This window comes from Bradyrhizobium sp. MV1.5 (genome assembly GCF_055807615.1).
In genome coordinates this window covers 86,851-111,691 of record NZ_JBVVPL010000027.1, presented here as the reverse complement: position 1 = coordinate 111,691, position 24,841 = coordinate 86,851, and the positions used below count along the sequence as shown (strand labels likewise).

Below are 24,841 nucleotides of genomic sequence, written 5' to 3'. Positions count from 1 at the left end.
GCCCCGTCATCGAATCATAGCAAAGCGGCTACGGCAAATGCCCGTTTAGACGAAAGATTCTCACCCTCTCAGGATGACGGAGCGTTGTTCGTCGCGAATGTCAGAGTTCTCTGGAATAGCAGCTACGGACGCGCACACCGCCATAATGACATCCTGCTCCTGTTTTGCCCGACGAGTCAAACGCCGCCACGGTCGCAGCTACACAATTTCTGGTTTTTGTAAGTCGTTGTATTCCCTCACGGTCTCTACTGTGCATGGGGTTGTTTTCGCGCTTTTTGTTTTGTGGGGCGGCTATTCCACCGCCTTTTCCCTCAGCCGCTGCGCATAGACGTTGATCACCAGCGCCGCCAGCAGGATCAGGCCGCGGATCAGGATCTTCAGGAAGCTGTCGATGTTGACGTGGTCGAGGCCGTTGTTGAGAACACCGAGCACGAACAGCCCGACGATGGTGTTGCCGATGCCGCCGCGGCCGCCGAACAGGCTGGTGCCGCCGACCACGACGGCAGCGATGGAGTCGAGCAGATAGGTATCAAACTCGTTCTGCTGCGCGCTGCCGAAATGAGCGACACCGAGCATGCCGCCGATACCGGAGCACACCGCCGAAATGACCATCACCGCGCCGAGGATGAGCTTGACGTTGAGGCCGGAATATTCGGCCGCCTCGCGATTGCCGCCGACCATGTAGACGTAGCGGCCGAAGCGCGTGTAGGTCAGCACCAGATGTCCCAAGAGCAGCATGATCGCGGCGACGATGACGATCCATGGGATGCCGCCGATCGATCCGGAGCCGAGCGTGGTGATCACGCCGGGCACCTTGTAGGCGATCTGGCCGCGCACCAGCAGCGCCGAGATGCCGGCCGCGATCTGCATCATCGCCAGGGTCATGATGAAGGAGGGGATGCCGATCACGGTCAGCCCCAGCGCATTGACGAGGCCGAGAGCTGCGCAGAGCAAAATGGCCAGCAGGATCGCCGCGGCGCCGGGCAGGGGAATGTTGGGGATGTTGACGTAGGATTCCTGGAGCGTGAAGTAGGCGACCGCGATGCCCGTGACGTTGGCGATGCTGGCGATCGAGAGGTCGATCTCCGCGCAGAGGATCACGAAGGTAAGGCCGACGGCGATGATGCCTGTGACCGACACCTGCGTCAGGATGTTGCCGAGATTGTCCAGCGTCGCGAAGGAGGGACTGGCCAGCGCAAAGAAGCCGGAGAGGAAGATCAGCGTCAGGAACGGGGCGATGTTGCGCATCTGCGAGCGCAGGAACGGCGCAAGCCCTCGCGCCCGCTGCCCCGCTGCCAAAGCCGTCTCACTGCTCGCCATGTGCTTCTCCGTCACGCCGCTTCCAGCAGGCGGTCCTTGCTGACCGGCTCGTTCTTGAATTCGCGCACCAACGCGCCGCGCTTGAGCACGAGGATGCGGTCGGCCAGCGACAGCACCGTTTCCGGCTCGGTCGACAGCACGATGATCGCGAGCCCCCTGGCGCGGAGATCGCGGACGATGTTGATGACGTCGTTCTTGGCGCCGACATCCATGCCGCGGGTGGGCTCGCACAGCACCAGGAGCTTTGGCGGATAGGTCAGCCATTTCGCCAGCGCGACTTTCTGCTGATTGCCGCCGGAGAGCATGCCGAGATCGAGGCCGACCACCGGCGGCCTGATCTGGAGCTGCTCGACCTGGCGCTTTGCGATGTCGCGCTCCTGCGCCGGCTTGAGCAGCAGCGCCGAGATGCGATCGAGAATGCTGATCGAGATGTTCTTGTAGACCGGCTCCTGGTGAAACAGCATCGCGCGCCGGCTCTCGGGCACCAGCGCCACGCCGGCGCGCCGTGCCGCGGCCGTGCTGGCGAAGGTTTTGGGCTTGCCTTCGACCGCGAGCGTGCCGCCGTCCGGCTTCAGCTTGCCGAACAGGATGCGCGACAATTCCTGCTGGCCGCAGCCCATGAAGCCGTAGATGCCGAGCACTTCGCCGGCGCGCGCCTCGAAGGAAATGTCCTTCAGGCTGCGGGCCAGGGACAGCTGGTCGACCTTCAGAACCACCGAGCTGTCGCTCGGTTGGGGCAGCATCAAATCGTCGCTATAGCTGTGCTCGAGCGCTTCGCCGCCGCGGCCGATCATGGCCTCGATCAGCGCGCCCTTGCTGGTCGCGGCACTTGCGGTCTCCGCGACCTTCCGCCCGTTGCGGAACACGGTCACCGTGTCGGACACGAGCAAGATGTCCTCGATGAAATGCGAGATGAAGACGATCGCCGTGCCTTCCTCGCGCAGCCGCCGCAGCGTCGCGAACAGGCGCTCGACCTCGGGCGGGGAGAGGGCGGAGGTCGGCTCGTCCAGGATGACGATGCGCGCACCGGAGAACAGCACGCGCGCGATCTCTATCAGCTGCTGTAGCCCGATGGGTAAGTCACCCAGCCTGCTCATCGGATCGACATCGATGCCGAAGCGGGCGAGCTGCTCGCCGGCCTCGCGCGCCATCCGCCGCCATTGCACGAGACCGAGCCGGTTGGTCGGCTGGTTGCCCAGAAACACGTTCTCCGCGACCGTGAGGTCGGGGGCGACGGACAGCTCCTGGTGCACCATGGCGATGCCGGCGCTGTGCGCGTCGCGGGCCGAGCGGAAATGCGTTTCCTTCCCGTCGATCAGGAAGCGGCCCGAGAATTCGGTGTGCACGCCGGCGATGATCTTCATCAGCGTGCTTTTTCCCGCGCCGTTCTCGCCGACGAGACCGTGGATCTCGCCGGGTGAGAGCGCGAAGTCGACACCACGAAGCGCCTCGACGCCGCCGAAGCTCTTCGTGATGCCTTGCAGTTCCAGGATGGGCGAAAGGTCCTCTCGCATGAAGGCTCAGATCAGGAAATGATCCTGCATCCACTGCATCCCGGCGGCGTTGGCCTTGGTCACGACCGGACCATCGGTGACGACGTTCTTCGGGATGCCCTGTCCGCTCTTTTCTCCGCCGACCACGGCGGAAACGCCTGCGATGATCGCGCCGCCATGAATCCGGCAGGACGGATTGCGCACGGTCGCGAACATGCGGCCTTCGCTGACGGCCTGGATCGCCGGCGGCATCGCGTCCACGCCGCCGATCAGGATGTTGGTGCGGCCCCGCGCCTTCATGATGTTGGCGGCGGCGAGCGCCATGTCGTCATTGTGGAAGAACGCCGCGTCGATCTGCGGATACTTGGTCAGGTAGGTTTCCCAGAGACGTGCGGTCTTCGACACGTCCCAGTCGGCCGGCTGGGTGTCGAGCACCTCGATCCCGGGGAATTGCTTGACGACATTGTTGAAGCCCTTGGCGCGGCCCTGCGCGCCGGTGTGGCCGAGGGCTCCTTGCGTCATGATGATCTTGCCCTTGCCGCCCATGGCGTTGCAAAGCGCCTGCGTCACCGAGGCGCCCATGAACTCGTTGTCGGGGGCGAGGAAGGAGTGGACGTTGATCTGGTCGAGCGGCGCGATCAGCGTGTCCATGTCGATCACGGGCGTGCCGGCGTCGATCATCTTCTGCACCGGCTGGGTGAGGGTGCCGATGCCAAAAGCCTGGATCGCGACGAAGTCCCACTTCTGCGAAGCCATGTTGTCGATCGCCGCGCGCTGCTTCACGGCATCGAGCTGGCCGTCGAACCAGGTGACCTCGACATTGAACAGCTTGCCCCAGAATTCCGCGGCCTGCTTGCCCTGCGCGCACCAGGTGGCCTGGAGGCCTGCGTTGGAGAACGCCGCTTTCAGCGGCTTCTCGCTGCGTCCGACTTCGGCTGCAAGGGCGGAGTTTATGCCCATGCTGCCGAGGATGGCAGTCGCGGCGCCGGCGGTTGCTGCCGCCTGAAGAAGATCGCGCCTCGTCGTCGAGAAATCTTTCGTCCCGGACATCGCTCGCTCCCATACAATTTTGCTTCGGCGCGTCATTGATTGCGCGACCGATGTCCGAAAGTGTCTCACAAGAGTTGGTGCCACTCAATCCGCAATCAACGGTCGCCGCGAGACGCGTTGGTGCAGCGCAAAGCGTCAGGCCTGAACGGAGGCGAACGCGTCGATCTCGATGAGCAGTCGGTCCCAGGCCTGTGCGATGTCGGACGACCATTCATCGCGGAGGAGATCGCGCAGTGTATCCCTGATGACGGCGAAGAAGGCGGTGAACAACTCGCGCGGCGTGCCGTAGCCATCGTGCGATACGACCTCGCACGCGATCAGCCGGAATTGCCCACGGCGATCACCGGCGAAGTCGAGAATCGCCTCGATCGTGAGTGCGAGCATAGATCCCATCACGAGCTCGCTGCCTTGCGTGCGGAACATCGCCCGCGTTTCGGGATGCTGTTCGAACAGCCGCTGATAGACGTGTGGCGTGAGATCGGTGCAGCGCGAGGCTGCAAGTTCAAGGCTCTGTTCGATCGGATTGGGAGAAGGATTCATCGGCGCATCAGCCCCGCAGACAAAAAAAGAGCGGGGCCCTAGCCCCGCTCGAAAATTGTGTCGACCCTATTATCCCCGATTCTAAGATTTGATCTTGATTGGCGGGGCGACGCTGCATTTTGCGCGTCAGGGGCTCCTCCCGAGACTTGGACCACCAGACTTCGACCTCGCGGCCAGCCTGAGCAAGGGGATGCTAGATCAACTTTTCTCACTTGTCATCATTTTCGGCAACGAATGTTCAAAATTCGAGCATTTGACGAAATGATCTGGTGGCCCGCCGTGTAAGCATATGACGAATATAAGAAATCTGTGGATGGGGCAGGGGCTCGACTGCCTCAAATGCCGGAGGTTCCCTGCTGGTGGCGGCCGGACCACAGTTTTCCGGGGAATTTGCGCTGCATTAAGAAGGCGGCGGAACCGGGCTCGACTCGGCCATAGCGCGGTGTTTAGTTAGTAGACGAACGAATGGTTCGGCGGATGCGCGCACGGCTGCAAAAATTCCTACCCCTGGTCCTGCTCGCCTTGGTGATGCAGGTGCTGGCGCCGATTGCCGCCTGTTTGGCGGCTGGCCAAGCTGTGGCCGATCCGCTTTCTGCCGCCGTCATCTGCCACAGCGCGAGCGAGCAGGGCGGCCTGAACGACCGGAATGATGCACCGATCGCGCATGGTGGCGCCTGCGCCCTCTGTTGCTTGGCGCAATTGGGCGCGTCGCTCGATTCGCCGCCGCACGCCGCGCTTTCCGTTCCCTTCCGCCACGCCGAGCGCGTGGTATGGCACGCCGTGGAGGCATCCGCCGGCGCGACCCATAAAGGCACAAACGCCCAGGCGCGCGCACCGCCTCAATTTTCCTGACGACTCTCGTGATCGCCGCGGTCCGTCGCAGGCGATTGATGCTGTCGAATGGCCGGAGAGAAAGCCCGGCGTCAGGAATGCCCCATGTTATGTTGTCATGCCCGCCGTGGCGCGAGCGTCGTTGCCATTCAGGCCGCGCTGCTTGCCTCGTCGAGCGGAGCCTTTGCCCAAAGCGGCAATACCGAGCTTCCCGCGGTGACTGTCGTGGCCCCGCAGGCTGCCCGTCCCAAACCAATAAGCCGACCGTCGAAACCGCGCTCTGCATCGGCAGGCCGTGCGGCAAGGCCCGTGACGCCAAGCGCAAGCGTCAGCGTATCCACCCAAAACAGGGCCGTGACGGACAGCGCTGCCCGCGATGGCGTCAATCAGGCGCCGGCCGGTCAGACCGCGACGACCATCGATCGGAGCGAGTTCGACAACCGCCCGTCGTTTTCGGTCAGCGACATCCTGCGGGATAGTCCGGGCATCTCGATCAAGCAGGGGAACGGCCCCCGCGATTTCGGCATCTCGATCCGTGGATCCAACGCCCGGAATAGCTTTGGCATCCGCAATCTCGTGATCTTCGACGACGGTTTTCCGGTGACGCAGCCGGATGGCCTGTCGCGCAGCGACCTGATCGATCCCCATGCCTATGGCGCGATCGACGTGGTCCGCGGTCCCTCGTCGGCGCTTTATGGAAACTACGCGACCGGCGGCGCGCTCAATTTCCGAACCCGGCCCGGTGGCACGATCGACGGCGTCGAGTATGGCGTCGACGGCGGCAGCTACGGCTATCTCAACAACTACCTGGCGGCCGGAAAGAAGTTCGGTAATTTCGAGGGATCGCTATTCGCAAGCGATACGCGGGGCGACGGCTACATCGGCAATAGCTGGTTCAATACGCAGACCGTCAACTTCCTCGGTACGCTCAAGGCGACGCCGGACGACCGCTTTACGGTCAAGATCATCAATAATGACCTGAGCGCGCGGTTGCCGATCCGGCAGTCGCTGAACCAATTCTACACCAATCCCTACCAGCAGGGGTGTACGAGCGGTACGGCGGCGGCCGCCGGATGTCCCACCGTGTCTCTCTTCAAGAACGGCTTCAACGGCGGCAAGGACAACGAGACAGCGAAGCAAGCCGGTCTCGGGCGAAACGATCGACGAACCATTGTCGGAGCACGATGGGACCACGACTTCGACAATACGACCACGTGGCGAAACCAGTTCGTTTTCGACGACAGGAACATCAGCCAGCCGACCGGCGCGACCAGCGCCATCGGCGATTTCCCCTCCTACAACTACATGAGCGATATTACGAAGCGTGGCGAAATCTTCGGCATGGAGTCCACCACATTAATCGGCGCCTGGTACAATACACTCGTGGCGTCGAGCGATACGCGTAACGTCATGCCGGGCGGCAACGCCACGTTGGGGCTGCTGCAGGCCAACACCTTCAGCGATACATCCAACTATGGAATACGGGCGAGGGAGGAACTGAAGCTCACTCCTGATTTGACGGCGATAGCCGGAATTGGTTGGGAAACTACAATTCTGAGAGGCGTCAATACCCTCTATAAATACGACACCTTCAATGTTCCGGTAGCGACGATACCGGTGCCCACCACCGCCGATCGCAAGATCGAAAACACGGCTCCTGAGTTGGCGCTGCTCTACAGGCTCAATCCAGAATGGCAATTTCGCGGACGAGTAGCGACCGGATACGGGACGCCGCAGGTCTCGAATCTGTTCGTTCTTCCGAGCGGTGATTTCGGCAACAACACGCAGCTCCAGACGCAAACCAATGTCGGCTACGATCTGGGCTTCGACTGGACGCCGAGCAGTGCGGTCAAACTGAGCGCGACGGCCTTTTACGAGTTTTTTCGAAATGAATTGGTGAGTCAGGCCGTCAGTAACCCGAGCGCGAGCAACGCGACTTACATGTTCAACGCACCGCGATCCGAGCATCGGGGCATCGAACTTGCTGCCGATTGGAAGTTCCATCCGGGCTGGCGGTTCATGGCGGCGTATACCTATCTCGACGAGGTCTACACCGAGTATGTGGAGAACATCACCAATGTCGCGGTGTTCAGCTTCAACCGGGCAGGCAACAAGATCCCCGGAATCTCGCCGAACGAGCTGACGGCCAGGATCGGCTACGACGAATTCGCGGGGTCGCTGACGGGGCTCGGAGGTTTTGTCGAAGTCCAGTGGAAGGAATCCTTCTACATGGACAATGCAAATCTGCTGAAAGCGCCGGGCTATGAGCTGATCAACGTGAACGTCCACTACAAGACGGACCTGGTGTCAGACACCTTCAGATCCCTCAACCTGTTTCTCGAAGTCAGGAACGTATTTGATCGCACTTATGTTGCGTCGGCAAACAACATCACCAATGCGGTGACCACAGCCGGCCTTCCAAATCTTGCCAGCGTGCTCGCGAACACGACGGGATCGATTTACGCGGGCTCGCCGCGCACGTTCGTTGCGGGTATGAAGGTGGCGTTCAAATGATACGGGCTCTCAAAGGGAGTGCGGCTGTGATCCGAAGTGGCTTGTTGGCGATACTCGCTCTCGCCTTCTTGCAAGACGCGGCACTTGGACAGATGCACGCGCAGCATGCGTCGGAGGCCGCTTGTGACGAGCCGACGCTGCGTTGCGCGACCAAGACGACGCCTGCATTCGGTCCGGATGGAACGCTGTGGCTCGCCTGGATGGCGGGCGGGCAGGTTTCAGTTGCGAGTTCGCAGGATGCAGGGCGGAGTTTTTCGCCTCCCACCCAAGTCACGACAAAGCGGCTCAACCTTGATTGGGGGCCGGATGCCCGGCCGAAGATCGTGGTCGATCGATATGGGGGCATCGCGCTGGCGTTCTCGATCTTCAGGGATGAAGCTTTCAACGGCCAGGTGCTCTACACCCGCTCGTCCGACGGCGGAAAGCACTTTGCGGAGCTGAAGCCCATCACCGCAAACAACGAGAGCCAGCGTTTTGAGGCGCTCGCGCTCGATCAGGATGGAACGGTGTTTGCGGCCTGGCTCGATAAGCGCAATCGTGTTCCTGCAAAGGAGGCGGGGCGAAAATACGAGGGGGCAGGGTTGTTCTTTGCTTCGTCGCGCGATGGGGGCACCACTTTCGGGGATGCTGGTCTCGCGCGTGACAACACCTGCGAATGTTGCCGATTGGGGCTGACATTCGCAACGGCGGGCCGGCCGGCCGTGATCTTCAGAAACATCTTCGAGGGCGGCGTGCGCGATCACGCAGTCATGACCTTTGCCGACATCTCGACACCCGGCGAGATCCATCGCGTCAGCAACGACGACTGGCAGATCAACGCCTGCCCGCATCATGGGCCGAGCCTCACGGTTGCGCCGAACGGGACCTATCACGTTGCCTGGTACACGAACGGAAAGGTGCGGAAAGGACTGTTCCACGCCCACTCGCGCGACGAAGGCCGCACCTTTTCCACGCCGATGGCGCTGGGGCAGCCGGGCCGCAACCCGACGCGCCCGTTCTTGCTCGCAGGCCCGGCGGGAACCCTGATGGTCTGGAAAGAGTTCGATGGTGAGAAGACCTCGGTCCAGATGACGATCTCCCGCGACGATGGCGAGACGTGGTCGCTGCCGAAGACGATATCGAGCACGACCGATACATCCGATCATCCCTTGCTCGTTTCCAATGGCCGACAGACCTACCTGTCATGGATGACGAAGGCGGACGGCTATCGTTTCACGGCAATCGAGGACCAACCATGAAACGTCGGTTTGTGGGCCTTCTGGGCCTCGGTATCTTAATCGCATCAGCGTCAGCGCTAGGAGCGGCGCCAGCCCTTAAGCCCTTCGAGCGCGGCACGTGGCAAAGCGTGCTGAGCGGGCATGCGGGTCGCCCGACGCTCGTGCATTTTTGGGGCGTAACCTGCGGGCCCTGCAAGATCGAGCTGCCGCTGCTCGGGCAATTTGCGAAGAATCATCCCGGGATCGACGTCGTCACGATCAGCGCGGATCTCGTGCCGAACCTGCCGGCGGCGACGCAATCGATGCTCGATAAAGCGGGGCTGTCGACGACCGAAAACTTCATCTTCAACGACGGTTTTGTCGAGCGTTTGAGGTTCGAGATCGACCCCGGCTGGCAGGGCGACATTCCCCGGACAATGCTCATATCGCGCGATGGAGTCATCACGACGATTGAAGGCTCGGCCGAGATAGCCGACTTCGAAAAATGGTCTGCGCAACAACTCACCAAACACTGAAAGTCAATCTGCAAACGGGAAGACCGATATGAAGACGATGTTGAAAGATGTGCTGATCGCAGCGTTCGCTCTCGCGCTCTGCACGGCACCAGCGGCGGCCGACGACGTCAAGGCGGGCGATCTCGTCATCTCGCAGGCGTGGAGCCGGGCGACACCGGGCGGAGCCAAGGTCGCCGGCGGCTATCTCACCATCGAGAACAAGGGCACAGTGGCCGACAAGCTGGTCAGCGTTTCCGCCGATATCGCGGGGAAGGCCGAGGTTCACGAGATGGCGATGGAGAACGGCGTGATGAAGATGCGCCTGCTCGATAAGGGCCTCGTGATCGATCCCGGCAAGACGGTGAAGTTCGCCCCCGGCAGCTACCACCTGATGCTCCAGGAGCTGAAGGGCCCCTTCAAGCAGGGCGACAAGGTGCCGGTGACGCTTCAGTTCGAGAAGGCCGGTAAGGTCGCCGTCACCCTCGACGTCCAGGGCGTCGGCGCGCAGGCGCCCGGCGAGGGCGGGCACATGATGAAGAAAATGCCGGATCATCCGGGAATGAAGATGTGATGAAACAGATCAAGCCTTCCATGACTATGCATCGAATCCTTGCGAGTCTGATCGCCGCGCTCGCGGCGTCCCCCGCGGCGGCGCATATCACGCTAGAGACCAAACAGGCGGCGGTCGGCTCCTACTACAAGGCCGTCTTTGCTGTGCCGCACGGCTGCAAGGGATCGCCCACGGTGAAGATCCGGGTGCAGATTCCGGAAGGGGTGATCGCGGTGAAGCCGATGCCGAAGGCGGGCTGGAGTGTTGACGTGGTCGAGGGCAAATACACCAATGAGTACGACTACCACGGCAACAAGCTTTCCTCCGGCGTCAAGGAGGTGGCCTGGTCGGGCGGCAAGCTGCCGGACCACAATTACGATGAGTTCGTCATCAGCAGCTTCCTCACCACGAGCCTGACGCCGAACACGACGCTGTATTTTCCTGTCGTCCAGGAATGCGAGACCGGCGTCAGCCGCTGGATCGAGATCCCCACGGAGGGGGCCGGGCATTCGCACGAGGGCAAGTCACCGGCGCCGGGTGTAAAACTCCTGCCAAAACCCTGATGCGCCTGCTCGCCGCGCTCGCGACGCTGCTTCTTGGTGTCGGCTTTGCGACCGGCGTCTCGGCGCACGCGGCGCTGGTCGCGGTCGAGCCGCCGAGCGGCAGCATGCTTGCGAACGCGCCGAAGGCGGTGGAGTTGCGCTTCAACGAGGCGGTGACGCCGGGTGCCATCCAATTGATCGACGGCGCGGGCATGGCGCGGGATGATGTGCGCGTCAACGCATCGGGCGAGACCATCTCGGTCGCGATGCCGGCTGACATGCCGCAGGGGACGGCGGTCGTCAGCTATCGCGTGATCTCGCAGGATGGCCATCCCGTCGCGGGATCGGTGATCTTCTCGATCGGCATGCCGACGGGGACGCAAGCTCTCGCCAACGCCGCTGTCGGATTGAACGTGCTGATCTGGCTGGCGCGGGTCGGTCTCTATCTTGGCCTGTTCGTCGGCGTCGGCGGCGTGTTCTTTGCGCGCTGGGTTGCGTGGTCGATGACCGGCATGACCGTTCCGTGCATGGCGCTCGCCATCGGCGTCCCGAGCGCGGTGGTGTCCCTTGGCGTGTTGGGGCTGGATCTCCTCGGCCTACCGCTATCCGCTCTCGCGACGATGGCTTCCTGGAGAGTCGCATTGGGGACCAGCGCGGGCCCGGCCTTGCTCGTGTCCATCACTGCAATGCTGCTCGCGTTGCTGGCGCTAGGCAACGCGTGGTGCGCGCGCGCTCTGGCGATCATTGCCTTCGTCGGCGTCGGCTTGTCGCTGGCCATGACCGGGCACGCCGCTACGGCACCGCCCGAACTGTTGACTCGGCCGGCAATCTTTCTCCATGGTCTCGGTGTCGCGTTCTGGATTGGGGCCCTCGCGCCGCTGGTCGCGCTGTTGTCGAAGCGGCCCGCCGCGGCTTTGCCTGTCGTAAACCGCTTTTCTCGCATCGCCGCGCCGGTCGTTGGCGTTCTCGCATTGACCGGCCTCGCGCTCGCCATCGTTCAGCTTGAGAAGCCGTCTGCATTGGTCGAGACCCGCTACGGATTGATCCTCTCGATCAAGCTTGCGCTGGTCCTCGTGCTGCTGGCGCTTGCCGCGCTCAACCGCTTTCGCCTGACTCCGGCTCTGGCGGGGGATCACGGGGCCGCGCAGAGCCTGAAGCGCTCGATCGTGCTCGAATGCGCCATCGCGCTAGGCATCTTGGCCGTCGTGGCGGGCTGGCGCTTCACGCCGCCGCCGCGAACGATCGTTCCGGAGACGCCGCTGGCGATCCACATCCACACCGACAGGGCGATGTTCCAGGTCCTGGTCTCGCCGGGTAAGGTGGGTATCAACGATTTCGTGCTGCAGCTCATGACCGGCGAGGGGGCGGTGCTCGGGGCCAAGGAGGTGACGCTGACGCTGAGCCTGCCCGAACGCGGCATCGAGCCAATGGAGCGGAACGCCTCGCTCGGGCCGGACAGCTACTGGCACGTGCGCAAGGTCGAACTGCCCTTTGCGGGCCGCTGGCATGTGCGGATCGACGCGCTGGTGAGCGATTTCGAGAAGATCACGCTGGAGGACGAGCTCGAGGTGGCGGCGCCCTGAACCCGGCTCTTCGGCACCTCGCGTCGAACCTGAAGTCGACGGAAAAATGACAGGAATTCCGCTGTGTTAGCGGGTTTTCCTCATTCCCGGTCTTGTGTTTTGGCTCCCAATCCGGTTTCACTGCAAGCCATCACTGATTCCTCGAGTATTGCCATGCGGTTGTCGCGGTTCTTTCTGCCCATCCTGAAGGAAAATCCGAAAGAGGCGGAGATCGTCTCGCATCGGCTGATGCTGCGTGCCGGCATGATCCGGCAGGAGGCCGCCGGCATCTATGCCTGGCTGCCGCTCGGCTTCCGCGTGCTCAAGAAGATCGAGCAGATCGTGCGCGAGGAGCAGGACCGCTCCGGCGCGCTTGAGCTGTTGATGCCGACGCTCCAGCTTGCCGACCTCTGGCGCGAGAGCGGCCGCTACGACGCCTATGGCCCCGAGATGCTGCGCATCGCCGACCGCCACAAGCGCGAGCTGCTATACGGGCCGACCAACGAGGAAATGATCACCGAGATCTTCCGCGCCTATGTGAAGTCCTACAAGAGCCTGCCGCTGAATCTCTATCATATTCAATGGAAATTCCGCGACGAGCAGCGTCCCCGCTTCGGCGTGATGCGCGGCCGCGAGTTCCTGATGAAGGACGCCTATTCGTTCGACCTCAACGAGGCCGCGGCGCGCGTCGCCTACAACAAGATGTTCGTGGCGTATTTGCGCACCTTCGCGCGGATGGGGCTGAAGGCGATCCCGATGCGCGCCGAGACCGGCCCGATCGGCGGCGATCTCAGTCATGAGTTCATTGTGCTCGCCGAGACCGGCGAATCCGGCGTTTTCATCAATCGCGACGTGCTGGACCTGCCGGTGCCGGGCGAGGACGTCGACTATGAGAGTGATTTGACGCCGATCATCAAGCAATGGACCTCGGTCTATGCGGCGACGGAAGACGTTCACGACGCCGCGCGCTTCGAGCAGGAAGTGCCCGCGGACAAACGGGTGAACACCCGCGGTATCGAGGTCGGGCAGATCTTCTATTTCGGCACGAAGTATTCCGATGCGATGAAGGCGCTGGTCGCGGGCCCCGACGGTGTCGACGTGCCGATCCACGGCGGCTCCTACGGCGTCGGCGTCTCGCGCCTGCTCGGCGCCATCATCGAAGCCTGCCATGACGATGCCGGCATCAAATGGCCGGAGGCCGTTGCCCCGTTCCGCGTGTCGATTCTCAACCTCAAGCAGGGCGATGCCGCGGTCGATGCGGCCTGCGAGAAGCTTTATGCGGAGCTGTCCGCCAAGGGCGTCGACGTGCTCTACGACGACACCGACCAGCGCGCCGGAGCCAAATTCGCCGCCGCCGACCTGATCGGCATCCCCTGGCAGATCATGATCGGGCCGAAAGGGCTTGCCGACGGCAAAGTCGAGCTCAAGCGGCGAAGTGACGGCGCCCGCGAGACCATGTCGCCTGCCGACGCGGTCGCAAGACTTGTGGGCTGATAAGGCTGGTTGGCTGAATATTGTTCATCGCCCCAGATCGCGGCCGCCAATCCGGCCACATTTGACCCCGAATCATGGGACTATCAAGCGATGGATGAACCCATGACCGAGACGAAACAGACCGCGCCTTTTGCGCCATTCGAGTGGATGCTGTCGGCGCGTTACCTGCGCGCCCGCCGCAAGGAGGGATTCATCTCGGTCATTGCCGGGTTCTCCTTCCTCGGTATCATGCTGGGCGTGGCGACGCTGATCATCGTCATGGCCGTCATGAACGGCTTCCGCAAGGAGCTGCTCGACAAGATCCTCGGGCTCAACGGCCACATCCTGGTCCAGCCGCTGGAATCGCCCCTGACCGACTGGAAGGACGTCGCCGACCGGCTCAGCCAGGTCCAGGGCATCCGGCTCGCCGCGCCCGTGGTGGACGGCCAGGCGCTGGCGTCGTCGCCGTGGAACGCCTCCGGCGTCCTGGTGCGCGGCATCCGCTCCGACGACCTCAACAATCTCACCTCGATCGCCAAGAACATCAAGCAGGGCTCGCTCGAGGGCTTTGACGACGGGCAGGGGGTTGCGATCGGCCGGCGCCTCGCCGACCAGCTGTCGCTGCACGCCGGCGACAGCATCACGCTGGTGGCGCCGAAGGGCGCGGTGACCCCGATGGGCACGACACCGCGCATCAAGCCGTACAAGATTGCCGCGGTGTTCGAGATCGGCATGTCCGAGTATGATCTCGGCTTCGTGTTCATGCCGCTCGCGGAGGCGCAGGCCTATTTCAACCGCAGCAACGACGTCACCTCGATCGAGGTCTTCACCACCAATCCGGATCAGATCGTCGCGTTCCGCCAGGCCGTGACGGAGGCGGCGGGCCGGCCGGTGTTCCTGGTGGATTGGCGCCAGCGCAACTCGACCTTCTTCAACGCGCTCCAGGTCGAACGCAACGTGATGTTCCTGATCCTCACCATGATCGTGCTGGTCGCGGCGCTCAACATCGTCTCCGGCCTGATCATGCTGGTGAAGGACAAGGGCAGCGACATCGCGATCCTGCGCACGATGGGGGCCTCACAAGGCTCGATCATGCGCATCTTCCTGATCACGGGCGCCTCGATCGGCGTGGTCGGTACGATGGTCGGCTTCATCGTCGGCCTGGTGATCTGCCTCAACATCGAGTCGATCCGGCAATTCCTGTCCTGGCTGACCAGCACCGAACTGTTTTCGCCAGAGCTGTATTTCCTGTCGAAGCTGCCCGCCGAGATCGACATCGGCGAGACCTCGGCCGTCGTCATCATGGCGCTGACGCTGTCGTTCCTGGCGACGCTATACCCGTCCTGGCGCGCCGCGCGCCTCGATCCCGTCGAAGCGCTGCGGTACGAGTGAGGGGCTGATGGAGAGCCAGGGGGCGGAAGATGTACCGGTCATTTATCTCCACGAGATAAAGCGACAGTACTTGCAGGGTGAGGTGCCGCTGACGATCCTCGACGGCGCCAAGCTCGCGCTGTGGGCGGGCCAATCCGTCGCGCTGGTGGCGCCGTCCGGCTCGGGCAAGTCGACGCTGCTGCATATCGCGGGACTGTTGGAAGCGCCCGATTCCGGCGAGGTCTATGTCAATGGCGCGCCGACCTCGCAACTGCCCGACATCGAGCGCACCCAGCTTCGCCGCACCGATATCGGCTTCGTCTACCAGTCGCACCGGCTGCTGCCGGAGTTCTCGGCGCTGGAGAACGTCATGCTGCCGCAGATGATCCGCGGCCTCAAGAAGTCCGAGAGCGTCAAGCGCGCCAAGGAGATCCTCGGCTATCTCGGCCTCGGCGAGCGCATCACGCACCGTCCGTCCGAACTCTCGGGCGGCGAGCAGCAGCGCGTTGCGATCGCGCGCGCGGTGGCCAATGCTCCGCGGGTGCTGTTCGCGGACGAGCCGACCGGCAATCTCGATCCGCACACCGCGGACCACGTCTTCCAGGCCCTGATGCAGCTCGTCAAGGCGACCAAGGTCTCCATGCTGATCGCGACCCACAACATGGAGCTCGCCGGCCGCATGGACCGCCGCGTGTCGCTGTCGAACGGCCAAGTGATCGAGCTCGAATAAAAACCGCGAAAACAACCCCATGCACAGTAGCCAAGTGCTTGGCCGGATTGACGAAAAAAATGGCGCTCCCCGGGGCCTTCAAGGCCGGATCACCGTCAATTTGAATGGTCCGCCATTGGCTGCGGCATGGGCTACCGCCTCATTGGCGTGGTCGAGGTCGAAAGCGGTGGCCTCGTACTCCTCCAGCCTGAGCAGTCCCGCGTGCACCAGCGCGATCAGGCGGCTTGCCGCATCCGGCGGATACATCCAGACGCCGCGGATGCTGATGCAATTGCGCATGATCCAGGGGTAGGGCAGCTCGAGGCCCGCGCCGCCCGCCATGCCGACGCCGCCCATCAGCACGACGCGGCCGTAAGCGCGCACCGTCATGATCGCCGCGCGCACCACATTCGTACTCACCGAGGGTGGCATGATGTCGAGCACGCAGTCGATCGGACCGGGTGCCGCGCGCTTCATGCTCTCGCGGTCGTCGTCCTCGTTGCCGGAGAGCCTGACCGGCTTGACGCGGTCGCCGAAGCGGCGGACGAGGTCGGCCAGGATCTTGTCGTTGCGGCCGGGCGCGACCACGCAGGCCGCCCCCATCGCGAGCGCGACCGAGACGGCTGCGCTGCCGAAATTGCCGGTGGCGCCGCTCACCAGCACGGTCTCGCCGGGCTGAAGGCTGGCGGCAAGGAAGCCGCCATAGGGCACCAGCAGCGTCCCCAGCGCGCACCATCGCGTGGCTTCGTCGGACGTGATTTGGCCCAGGGGCTTTACGTTCTCCGTCGGCACCCGCATCTGCTCGGCGAAGGAGCCGTGGCGAAAATGCTGTTGCAGGCGCATGGCGCCGGCACCGGGGGCAGTGAGTCCTTGCAGGGCAATGTCGGGTGCTGCGGCGTCATCGCGCGAACGCACCGTCGGGTCGCAGAACACCCAGTCGCCAACGCTGAGCTTCGTCGCGTCCGGGCCGATGGCGCGCACTCTGCCGATGCCGCCTGGCCCAGGGATGATCGGCAGGTCGAGCGCATAGTTGCGCGCCCCGCTGAAGACCTCGTTCATGTAGGACAGCACCCGCGTTGCGATGACGTCCACGATGACCTCGCCCGTGCCGAGCACAGGGTCCGCGGCTTCCTCGATCGCAAGGGGCGATCCAAATGACTTCAATACGGCAGCTTTCATGATCTCACCTCAAAGTGGGGTGAAGCCCATATGCGCCGGCTTTCCAGGCCAGGGAAGGCCTGGTATTATCCTAGCATTCCCGAGGCCCTCCATCGAGGCACGTCACCATGGCCGACCCACGCCGCGTCGAATTCGGCGACTTTCTCAGGTCCCGCCGCGAAAAGCTGTCGCCGAAGATGGTCGGGCTTCCCGCGGGCCGGCGGCGCCGCACGGCGGGCCTGCGCCGCGAGGAGGTCGCGCAGCTCGCCGGCATCGGCGTCGACTGGTACATCCGGCTCGAACAGGGCCGCACCGTCAGCCCCTCGGTCACCACCGTCGACGCGCTGGCGCGTGCGCTACGCCTCAGCAAGACCGAGCACGCCCATCTCAAGGCGCTGGCGCGCGACGGCGACAGGCGCGCGTTCACGCGCGAGATCGTGCCGCCGCCGGTTCGGCGGATGATCGAGAGCCTGGCCCAGCCGGCCTATGTCACGGGGCGGCGCTGGGACGTGCTGGCCTGGAACGCGGCGGCCGAGGAGATCTTCGGGTTCGGACAATTGCCCGAGCAGGACCGCAACACGCTGCTGCTGGTGATGACGAACAAGCAGACGCGAAAATTCTACGGTGCCGGCTGGGCCGATGTCGCCAAGAGCATGGTCGCGATGTTTCGCGCCACTCACGACGTCTGGGCCGGCGATCCCGCCTTTACGGAATTGCTGACGCGGCTGCGCCAGGGCAGTCCGGAATTCGTCAAATGGTGGGAAGCGCACGAAATCCGCAGCACCGCCGCGGGCCTCAAGATCATGAACCATCCGACCAAGGGCGTGCTCCGGTTCGAGCACACCAGCTTTCAGGCCAATGACGATCCGGCGCTGAAGCTGGTGATCTATACGCCGGTTTAGGACGGTGACCGATCCGTACTGGCGCGCAGCTTGGATCACCAGCCGACCACCTTGAGCGACCAGATGGATGTTGGGGTCGGCATGGTGCCCACTGTGGGTGATGACGGGAACCTAAATGCCATCATGCGGTTATCGCGCAGACAATTTGCGCGCCCCGTCTGCATCACTCGAAGTTCAGGCGGGCTACCTGTGGTCGAAGCGAACAGCAGCGGGACGATCAAGCAGCTAGCTCATCGTGGAGCTGGGAAAGTGGCAGGGGAAGACCGATGACGACAGCGACCGGGGTCCGCTCGGCCGATCGCAATTCCGTCTTAGCCGCACTCGGCGACTACATCCGAGAGATCAGCAATCCCGACGATCTCGCCTATGCTGCGGCAGAGCTGCTCGGCCGCAGCCTCAACGTCAGCCGGGCGGGCTATGGCACCGTCGACACCTCAGCCGAGACCATCACCATTGTCCGCGACTGGAACGCACCGGGCATCCTGAGCCTCGCAGGCGTGCTGCGCTTCCGCGACTATGGCAGCTACATCGAAGATCTCAAGCGAGGCGAGACCGTCATCTGTGCCGATGCGGAAAAAGACCCTCGCGTCGGCGATCGTGCCGGGGCCCTCGAGGCGATCTCTGCGCGCGCGCTCGTCAACATGCCGATCTCGGAGCCCGATGGGGTCGTGGCTCTGCTGTATTTGAACAATGCCGGGCCGCGCGAATGGAGCCCCGAAGAGCTGGAGCTTATTCGCGACGTTGCCGAGCGGACGCGCACGGCGGTAGAGCGCCGCCGTGCGGAGACGGCTGTGCGGGAGAACGAAGCCCGGCTTGTTTTCCTGGACGCACTCAACAAGGAGACGGCCAGGACGCGCGATGCCGACGGCGTGATGGCGGTCACGACCAAAATGGTCGGCGAGCATCTCGGCGTCTCGAACTGCGCCTATGCCGACATGGACCCGGACCAGGACGGCTTCACGATACGCGGCGATTGGGCCGCGCCCGGCGCAATGCATATCCTCGGTCACTACAGTCTGGCGGACTTCGGCAAGAAGGCGGTGCGAGAGTTGGGCGCGGGCAGGCCGCTCATCATCAATGACAATTTGAGGGAGATTGCGCCGGACGAAGCCGCCACTTTCCAGAACATCGGGATCGGTTCGACGATTTGCATGCCCTTGGTGAAAGAAGGGCGACTGACCGCCCTGATGGCGATTCATCACCGCGGCCCGCACCGGTGGACGCCGCGCGAACTCGCCCTGCTCACCGAAGTGACCGAGCGATCGTGGGCCCACATCGAGCGCGTCCGATCGGAGCAAGCGGCGCAGGAGGCCGCCGAACGACTGACGCTTGCGAACAAGGCGGCTGGTATCGGCACCTGGGACTACGACCCTGTGAACAACGTTCTTCGATGGGATAGCCGCTGCAAGGAGGTGTTCGGTCTACGGCCGGACGCCGAAGTCAGCTATGAAGGGGCGTTCCTGAAGGGCCTCCATCCCGAGGACAGGCAGCGCGCCCACGAGGCCGTGTCCGCAGCTCTGACGCCGCACGCGCCGACGACCTACAATATGGAATACCGAACCATCGGCATCGAGGACGGGGTCGAACGCTGGATCGCCGCGACCGGTCAAGCCATCTTTGCCAACGGCCAGGCTGTTCGGTTCATCGGAACGGTTCTGGATATCACTGCGCAAAAGAAAACCGAGCGTCATCTTAGAATACTGAATGATACCGGGGCTTCGGTCTCTCGCGAACGCGACCTCGACAAGATCGTCCAGATCGTGACGGATGCCGGCGTCGGCCTCACCGGGGCTCAATTCGGCGCCTTTTTCTACAACGTTCTGGCGCCGGATGGCGGCAGCTACATGCTGTATTCGCTGTCGGGTGCGCCGCGATCCGCGTTTGAAAACTTTCCGATGCCCCGCAACACCGCCGTCTTTGGCCCGACCTTCGAGGGCTCCGGCGTGGTGAGGTCCGACGATATCCTGCAGGACCCCCGCTATGGCAAGAACGCGCCGCGGAAAGGCATGCCCGAGGGCCATCTTCCAGTCCGATCCTACCTGGCGGTCCCTGTGATCTCGCGAACCGGCGAAGTCCTCGGCGGACTTTTCTTCGGCCACGCCGAGACGGGCAAATTCCAGGCCGAGCATGAGGCCGCCTTGCTTGGTATTGCGGGCCATGCCGCCACCGCCATCGACAACGCCCAGCTCTTGACCCGGCTCGAGGCGCTCAATGCCGGATTGGAGCAACGTGTTGCCGACGAAATTGCCGAGCGCATGAAAGCCGAAGAGCAACTGCGGCAATCCCAGAAGATGGAAGCTGTCGGGCAATTGACCGGAGGTATTGCCCACGACTTCAACAATATGCTCGCCGTAATTCTCGGCAGCCTGAATCTTGCCAAGCGGCGGCTCGGCAGGGGAGAGGTCAGCATAGACCGCTTCATCGAGGGCGCCATCGACGGCGCAAATCGCGCAGCCACATTGACGCAGAGGCTGCTCGCGTTCTCGCGCCAACAGCCGCTCGCGCCTGAGGTCGTGGACATCAACAAGATGGTCGGCGGGATGAGCGAACTGCTCGAGAGATCGCTCGGCGAGCTTATCCGCCTCGAGACGGTCCTGGCGGCTGGCCTCTGGCGGGTCAAGGCAGACCCGGCCCAGCTCGAAAGCGCCATGATCAATCTCGCGGTCAATGCGCGCGATGCCATGCCAAAGGGCGGCAGGCTGACGATAGAAACCAGCAATGCCTCGATCGATCTAATGTATGCTCGCGAGTACGCACTCGCACCCGGGCAGTACGTTCTCGTGGCCGTGACGGACAACGGCACGGGAATTCAGTCCGATGTGCTGGGCAAGGTGTTCGATCCGTTTTTCACGACCAAGGTCGTGGGCAAGGGGACCGGCCTCGGCCTCAGTCAGGTCTATGGTTTCGTGCGGCAGTCGGGCGGCCATGTCAAAATCGACTCGGAGGTGGATGTTGGCACGACCGTGAAGATCTACCTTCCACGCTTCGCCGGAGAGGAGGCGGGCTCAGATCTGTCGCAGGAAGAGATACCCGCCAGTGCAAGCCATCAGAACGAAACCATTCTCGTCGTGGAAGACGACGAGCGCGTCCGCAGCATGTCGTCCGAAAGCCTGCGCGAACTCGGCTACACCGTCATCGAGGCAGCCAGCGCCAAAGAGGCGATCAGGACGATCGAAAATGGTTTCGTTCCAGATCTGCTGTTCACGGATGTCGTCATGCCCGACATGACCGGCGCCGAGCTTGCGGCCGAGCTGTCGAGACGATACCCGGCGCTGAAAGTGCTGTTCACCACCGGCTACACGCGCAATGCGATCGTTCACAATGGCGTGCTCGATGCAGGCAAGCATCTGCTTCCGAAGCCGTTCGCTATCGAAGACCTGGCTGCCAAAGTCCGCATTTTGCTCGACGAGATCTGAACGCGTTTTGGAAACGATCTCTTCCGTTTGCCAGCCGCCTTCACAAGGGCTATGTCCCGGCTTTCGGAAGAGCATGACATGACAATCTCGGACGACAACGACCTCGCGCGCCTGAAAGAGATCGGGCGAATCGTCGCCAATACCCTCGAGGCAATGGGGAAGGCGCTCGAGCCGGGCATGACCACCTCCGAGCTCGACCGGATCGGGCGAACGCTGCTGGAGGCTGCCGGCGCACGTTCGGCTCCGGAGCTGGCCTACGACTTTCCCGGGGCGACCTGCATCAGCGTGAACGAGGAGATCGCTCATGGCATCCCGGGCGATCGGCGGATCGCGCGTGGGGACCTCGTGAACATCGACGTGTCAGCCGAGAAGAACGGCTTCTTTGCGGATACGGGAGCCTCATTCGCCGTTCCACCCGCAACGCGAGCGGTCGAACGTCTTTGCAGAGATGGCCGGCGCGCGATGTGGACGGGCCTGCAGCAGGTCGGAGCCGGCAAACCGATCGCCGGTATCGGTCAGGCCATCGGGTCATTTGCGCGGAAGAACGGTTACAGCCTGGTCAGGAATCTTGCCAGTCACGGCGTCGGCCTGTCGCTCCACGAGGAGCCGACGGAGATCGCAACATGGCCGGACCGCTCCGAACGCCGCGTCATGAGCGAAGGCCTCGTGTTCACCGTCGAGCCGTTCCTGTCCCTTGGCGCCGAATGGGCACAGGATGGCGATGATCCGTGGACGCTCTACAGCAGCCCCGAGGCGCCGACCGTTCAATACGAGCACACTGTGATGGCCACGCGAAGCGGACCGTTGATCGTGACGATGGCTGGTTAAGGAGGCGTCCTCAAGCCACCGGATCTCGCGCAGCATCCGAACGGCTTCGATCGTCCGGCGCCAGCGGCGGTGCACGTCTCGCCGGAGGAGTCTCGGGTAAGGCGGTCTTGCGTCCCGAGCTGATATCGACCGGAACAGATTTGGCGTCGCGATAGGCGACAATCCAGATCAGGAAACCCAGAACTGCCAGCGCGGCGCCGACGGGACCGGTGGAGGTCCACCCCAGCCCCTCGCGAATGGCGAGACCGCCGAGGAACGGGCCGAGCGCATTGGCTGTGTTGAACGCCGAATGGTTGAGTGCGGCGGCGAGCGCCTGCGCGTCTCCCGCGACGTCCATCAGGCGCGTCTGGAGGATGGCGCCGAGCGAGACGCTGGCGCCGATCGCGAAGACGTCTGCCGCCAGCGCCCAGGGATTGCCGGCGGCGAGCGGAAACACGGAGAGCGCGACCGCCGAGAACAGCAGGATGCAACCCGCCGTCGGCATCAGCGCGCGGTCGGCAAAGCGTGGCACGACCAGATTGCCGAGCGTGGCGCCGATGCCGAACACGGCCAGAAAAAACGGAATGACCGCCGGGCTGACCTTGGTCACCTCGATCAGCGTCGTCGCGAGATAAGTGTAGACGGCGAACATGCCGCCGAAGCCGATGGCGCCGATCGCCAGCGTGATCCAGACGCGGCCGCTTCGCAACGCTCCGAGCTCTCGCAGGGGATCGGACCGGCCAGCCTGGTCGCGCGGCGCGAACAGGGCGCACAGCAGCACCGTGAGCAAGGCCAGCACCGACACGAGGCCGAAGCTCGCGCGCCAGCCGATCGCCTGCCCAATCAGATTGGCGAGCGGCACACCGACGATGGTGGCGCCGGTCAAGCCGAGCATCACCTGGCCGATCGCCTGCGAGCGACGATGTTGAGGGACCAGCGAGGCCGCGACCAGCGCGGCGATGCCGAAATAGGCGCCATGCGGCAATCCCGAGAGAAAACGCGCCGCGATCATCGAGCCAAAGCCCGGCGCCAGCGCGGTGAGGGTGTTGCCGAGCGCGAACACGGCCATCAGAACCAAAAGCTGCGCGCGCCGCGCCAACCGTGCGCCGAGCACGGCGATCAGCGGCGCGCCCAGCACGACGCCGAGGGCGTAGGCGCTGATCGCGTGCCCCGCCGTCGGTTCGTCGACCCCGAGATCGGCCGCGAAAAACGGCAACAGGCTCATCGACGCGAATTCGGTGGTCCCGATCGCAAAGCCGCCCATCGCGAGCGAGAACAGGACGATGGCGAGATGAGGGGGCGCGGAGGCGGCGGTCGCGCGCGGCGAGGTCGCTTGCTTCGATGTCGTCATATGTCCTGCAATGGTGGCGTCAACGGGAACCAGCCCAGCGAACGTCGCCACCCCTGCAAGATTTCTCCGTCCTAGTTAAACCCGGATCGGTCGGCGTCAACACTGGACGCTCAACGCAAGGCAGGCCGCATATCAGCGTCCCGATTTGTGAGCACGACGCGAACACCGGGCTTCTTGGTTTGCTCGTCCGCTTCAATTGGACGAGCGCGGCGCATCTCAACGCAGCAAATAGCGCGGTGAATTGCTCAGTCCCGGCCATTCATCCCCGGTAACGCAGAAAGGATGATAGGTCCCGAACGCGCGCGCCGGCGCGCTTGCGCCGAGCGTGGGCGTAAATGTGGCGAGGGCGAGCGAAAATGTGGCGACAATGGGGAGAGCAATTCGTCTCCGCATTCGTTGTCCAATCACGCGAACGTGCGCGCGACGTTGTCACGCGCGCGTGCTGTGTATGTCGTGTAGGCGATATCGGAACTCGTGAAACCACTTGTTTCAAAGGGTTTCCAGCGCGCACGGTAAATCTTCATTAATGAAGCGCGACCCTTTGGCGCGAACTGTGGCGTCGAGGTTACAGCAATTCCGTCGAGCGCTGCTATGACGACGCCACGGCCCGGGGGCCTAACGACGAAACTGGAACGGGAATCAAATGAACAAGAATCTGTTGCTTGCTGCTGTGAGCCTTGTCGCGCTCGGCGCGGCTGCACCGGCGGTGGCTGCTGACCTCGCTGCGCGGCCTTACACCAAGGCGCCGGCGATGGTCGCCGCGATCTACGACTGGAGCGGCTTCTACATCGGTATCAACGGCGGCGGCGGTTCCGCGCATTCGACCTGGGATCTCGTCGGCGGTGGCCGCGAGGGTTCGCACGATGCGACTGGCGGCACGGTCGGTGGCCAGATTGGCTATCGCATGCAGTCGGGCCAGTGGGTGTTCGGCATCGAAGGCCAGGGCAACTGGGCCGACTTCTCGGGCGACAACGCCAGCGCGCTGTTCGCGACCCGCAACCGCTCCAAGATCGATTCGTTCGGTCTGATCACCGGTCAGATCGGCTACGCTTGGAACAACGTCCTCGTTTACGCCAAGGGCGGTGCGGCTGTCGCCGGCACCAAGTATGAAGTCTCGACCTTGGGCGGCGCACTGCTGTCCTCGAACGATCAGACCCGTTGGGGTGGGACGATCGGTGCCGGCCTCGAGTACGGTTTCGCCCCGAACTGGTCGGTTGGCGTCGAGTACAACCACATCTTCCTGCAAGACAAGGACGTCACCTTCGCGCTGGTGCCCTCGACCGACCGCATCCGTCAGGACGTCGACATGGGTCTCGTCCGCCTGAACTACAAGTTCGGCGGCCCGAGCCTCGGTCGGTACTGAGTAGAAGCCTGATTTCGATCGCTCGACTTCGAGCGGTCGGCGAAAGCCCCGGCCATCGGCCGGGGCTTTTTGTTGTTCAAGTTCAGCGGGTTAACCATTCCGCTGCGAGATGGCCGAGACGGCTTGACTCCTGAGAACGAAATGAGAACAATGTTCTTCATACGTTCTCGCCATGGAG

The 24,841-nt window shown here is 63.3% G+C and carries 20 protein-coding genes and 1 pseudogene; 14 read left to right on the top strand and 7 right to left on the bottom strand.

Annotated features, from left to right (window positions below; all coding sequences use genetic code 11):
- Positions 1 to 291 precede the first annotated feature (291 nt).
- The 4 genes from AC0L2J_RS23770 to AC0L2J_RS23755 form a co-directional block, all read right to left on the bottom strand.
- Positions 292 to 1,320 (bottom strand): ABC transporter permease, encoded by a 1,029-nt coding sequence (locus AC0L2J_RS23770; protein WP_063996155.1) that lies wholly within the window; start codon positions 1,318 to 1,320, stop codon positions 292 to 294.
- An 11-nt stretch (positions 1,321 to 1,331) separates the two neighbouring features.
- Positions 1,332 to 2,834: a sugar ABC transporter ATP-binding protein gene (locus AC0L2J_RS23765; RefSeq protein WP_473394709.1), complete on the bottom strand. Its 1,503-nt coding sequence runs from the start codon at positions 2,832 to 2,834 to the stop codon at positions 1,332 to 1,334.
- Positions 2,835 to 2,840: 6 nt separating this feature from the next.
- Positions 2,841 to 3,863: a sugar ABC transporter substrate-binding protein gene (locus AC0L2J_RS23760; protein ID WP_473394708.1), complete on the bottom strand. Its 1,023-nt coding sequence runs from the start codon at positions 3,861 to 3,863 to the stop codon at positions 2,841 to 2,843.
- A 135-nt stretch (positions 3,864 to 3,998) separates the two neighbouring features.
- Positions 3,999 to 4,403, bottom strand: a complete 405-nt coding sequence (locus tag AC0L2J_RS23755) for a globin (RefSeq protein WP_007610937.1) — start codon at positions 4,401 to 4,403, stop codon at positions 3,999 to 4,001.
- A gap of 477 nt (positions 4,404 to 4,880) precedes the next feature.
- Here AC0L2J_RS23755 and AC0L2J_RS23750 point away from each other — a divergent pair, with 477 nt between their 5' ends.
- The 10 genes from AC0L2J_RS23750 to AC0L2J_RS23705 all read left to right on the top strand — a co-directional run bounded on the left by AC0L2J_RS23750 (position 4,881) and on the right by AC0L2J_RS23705 (position 15,687).
- Positions 4,881 to 5,255: a DUF2946 family protein gene (locus tag AC0L2J_RS23750; protein ID WP_231170948.1), complete on the top strand. Its 375-nt coding sequence runs from the start codon at positions 4,881 to 4,883 to the stop codon at positions 5,253 to 5,255.
- An 84-nt stretch (positions 5,256 to 5,339) separates the two neighbouring features.
- Positions 5,340 to 7,748, top strand: coding sequence for a TonB-dependent receptor family protein (locus AC0L2J_RS23745; protein ID WP_473248062.1), 2,409 nt, complete (start codon positions 5,340 to 5,342; stop codon positions 7,746 to 7,748).
- Positions 7,749 to 7,774: 26 nt separating this feature from the next.
- Positions 7,775 to 8,986 (top strand): sialidase family protein, encoded by a 1,212-nt coding sequence (locus tag AC0L2J_RS23740; protein ID WP_473394707.1) that lies wholly within the window; start codon positions 7,775 to 7,777, stop codon positions 8,984 to 8,986.
- Positions 8,983 to 9,480, top strand: coding sequence for a TlpA disulfide reductase family protein (locus AC0L2J_RS23735; RefSeq protein ID WP_007610927.1), 498 nt, complete (start codon positions 8,983 to 8,985; stop codon positions 9,478 to 9,480). The genes AC0L2J_RS23740 and AC0L2J_RS23735 overlap by 4 nt, the downstream gene beginning before the upstream one ends.
- A 28-nt stretch (positions 9,481 to 9,508) precedes the next feature.
- Positions 9,509 to 10,030 carry a copper chaperone PCu(A)C gene (locus AC0L2J_RS23730; protein WP_007610926.1) on the top strand — a complete coding sequence of 174 codons (522 nt, stop codon included), beginning with the start codon at positions 9,509 to 9,511 and terminating at the stop codon, positions 10,028 to 10,030.
- 26 nt (positions 10,031 to 10,056) lie between these two features.
- Positions 10,057 to 10,572, top strand: coding sequence for a YcnI family copper-binding membrane protein (locus tag AC0L2J_RS23725; protein ID WP_156527303.1), 516 nt, complete (start codon positions 10,057 to 10,059; stop codon positions 10,570 to 10,572).
- Positions 10,572 to 12,134, top strand: coding sequence for a copper resistance CopC/CopD family protein (locus tag AC0L2J_RS23720; protein WP_007610922.1), 1,563 nt, complete (start codon positions 10,572 to 10,574; stop codon positions 12,132 to 12,134). Before AC0L2J_RS23725 ends, AC0L2J_RS23720 begins: the two co-directional genes overlap by 1 nt.
- A 153-nt stretch (positions 12,135 to 12,287) precedes the next feature.
- A complete protein-coding gene (gene proS, locus AC0L2J_RS23715; RefSeq protein WP_007610920.1) occupies positions 12,288 to 13,607 on the top strand; it encodes a proline--tRNA ligase in 1,320 nt (439 codons plus the stop codon).
- A 90-nt stretch (positions 13,608 to 13,697) separates the two neighbouring features.
- The gene (locus tag AC0L2J_RS23710) at positions 13,698 to 14,978 is read left to right on the top strand and encodes a lipoprotein-releasing ABC transporter permease subunit (RefSeq protein ID WP_063996161.1); all 1,281 of its coding nucleotides are present in this window, start codon (positions 13,698 to 13,700) and stop codon (positions 14,976 to 14,978) included.
- A 7-nt stretch (positions 14,979 to 14,985) separates the two neighbouring features.
- A complete protein-coding gene (locus AC0L2J_RS23705) occupies positions 14,986 to 15,687 on the top strand; it encodes an ABC transporter ATP-binding protein (protein WP_007610916.1) in 702 nt (233 codons plus the stop codon).
- A 78-nt stretch (positions 15,688 to 15,765) separates the two neighbouring features.
- On the opposite strand, the gene AC0L2J_RS23700 is transcribed toward AC0L2J_RS23705, so the two are convergent.
- Positions 15,766 to 16,845: a zinc-binding dehydrogenase gene (locus AC0L2J_RS23700; protein ID WP_473394706.1), complete on the bottom strand. Its 1,080-nt coding sequence runs from the start codon at positions 16,843 to 16,845 to the stop codon at positions 15,766 to 15,768.
- Positions 16,846 to 16,952: 107 nt separating this feature from the next.
- On the opposite strand from AC0L2J_RS23700, the gene AC0L2J_RS23695 reads away from it, so the two are divergent.
- The 3 genes from AC0L2J_RS23695 to map all read left to right on the top strand — a co-directional run bounded on the left by AC0L2J_RS23695 (position 16,953) and on the right by map (position 21,970).
- Complete coding sequence (locus tag AC0L2J_RS23695; RefSeq protein WP_063996163.1) at positions 16,953 to 17,726, top strand: helix-turn-helix transcriptional regulator; 774 nt, start codon at positions 16,953 to 16,955, stop codon at positions 17,724 to 17,726.
- Between the two features lie 266 nt (positions 17,727 to 17,992).
- Positions 17,993 to 21,142 (top strand): GAF domain-containing protein, encoded by a 3,150-nt coding sequence (locus AC0L2J_RS23690; protein WP_473394705.1) that lies wholly within the window; start codon positions 17,993 to 17,995, stop codon positions 21,140 to 21,142.
- A gap of 78 nt (positions 21,143 to 21,220) precedes the next feature.
- Complete coding sequence (gene map, locus AC0L2J_RS23685) at positions 21,221 to 21,970, top strand: type I methionyl aminopeptidase (RefSeq protein WP_473394704.1); 750 nt, start codon at positions 21,221 to 21,223, stop codon at positions 21,968 to 21,970.
- A gap of 10 nt (positions 21,971 to 21,980) precedes the next feature.
- On the opposite strand, the gene AC0L2J_RS23680 is transcribed toward map, so the two are convergent.
- Together AC0L2J_RS23680 and AC0L2J_RS23675 are read right to left on the bottom strand one after the other, a co-directional pair.
- Positions 21,981 to 23,300 (bottom strand): MFS transporter, encoded by a 1,320-nt coding sequence (locus AC0L2J_RS23680; RefSeq protein WP_473394703.1) that lies wholly within the window; start codon positions 23,298 to 23,300, stop codon positions 21,981 to 21,983.
- A 240-nt stretch (positions 23,301 to 23,540) separates the two neighbouring features.
- A pseudogene (locus AC0L2J_RS23675) lies at positions 23,541 to 23,693 on the bottom strand (DUF3551 domain-containing protein); the annotation flags it as partial.
- 250 nt (positions 23,694 to 23,943) lie between these two features.
- Between AC0L2J_RS23675 and AC0L2J_RS23670 the strand changes: the two are divergent.
- Positions 23,944 to 24,663, top strand: a complete 720-nt coding sequence (locus AC0L2J_RS23670; RefSeq protein WP_063996166.1) for an outer membrane protein — start codon at positions 23,944 to 23,946, stop codon at positions 24,661 to 24,663.
- Positions 24,664 to 24,841 lie beyond the last annotated feature (178 nt).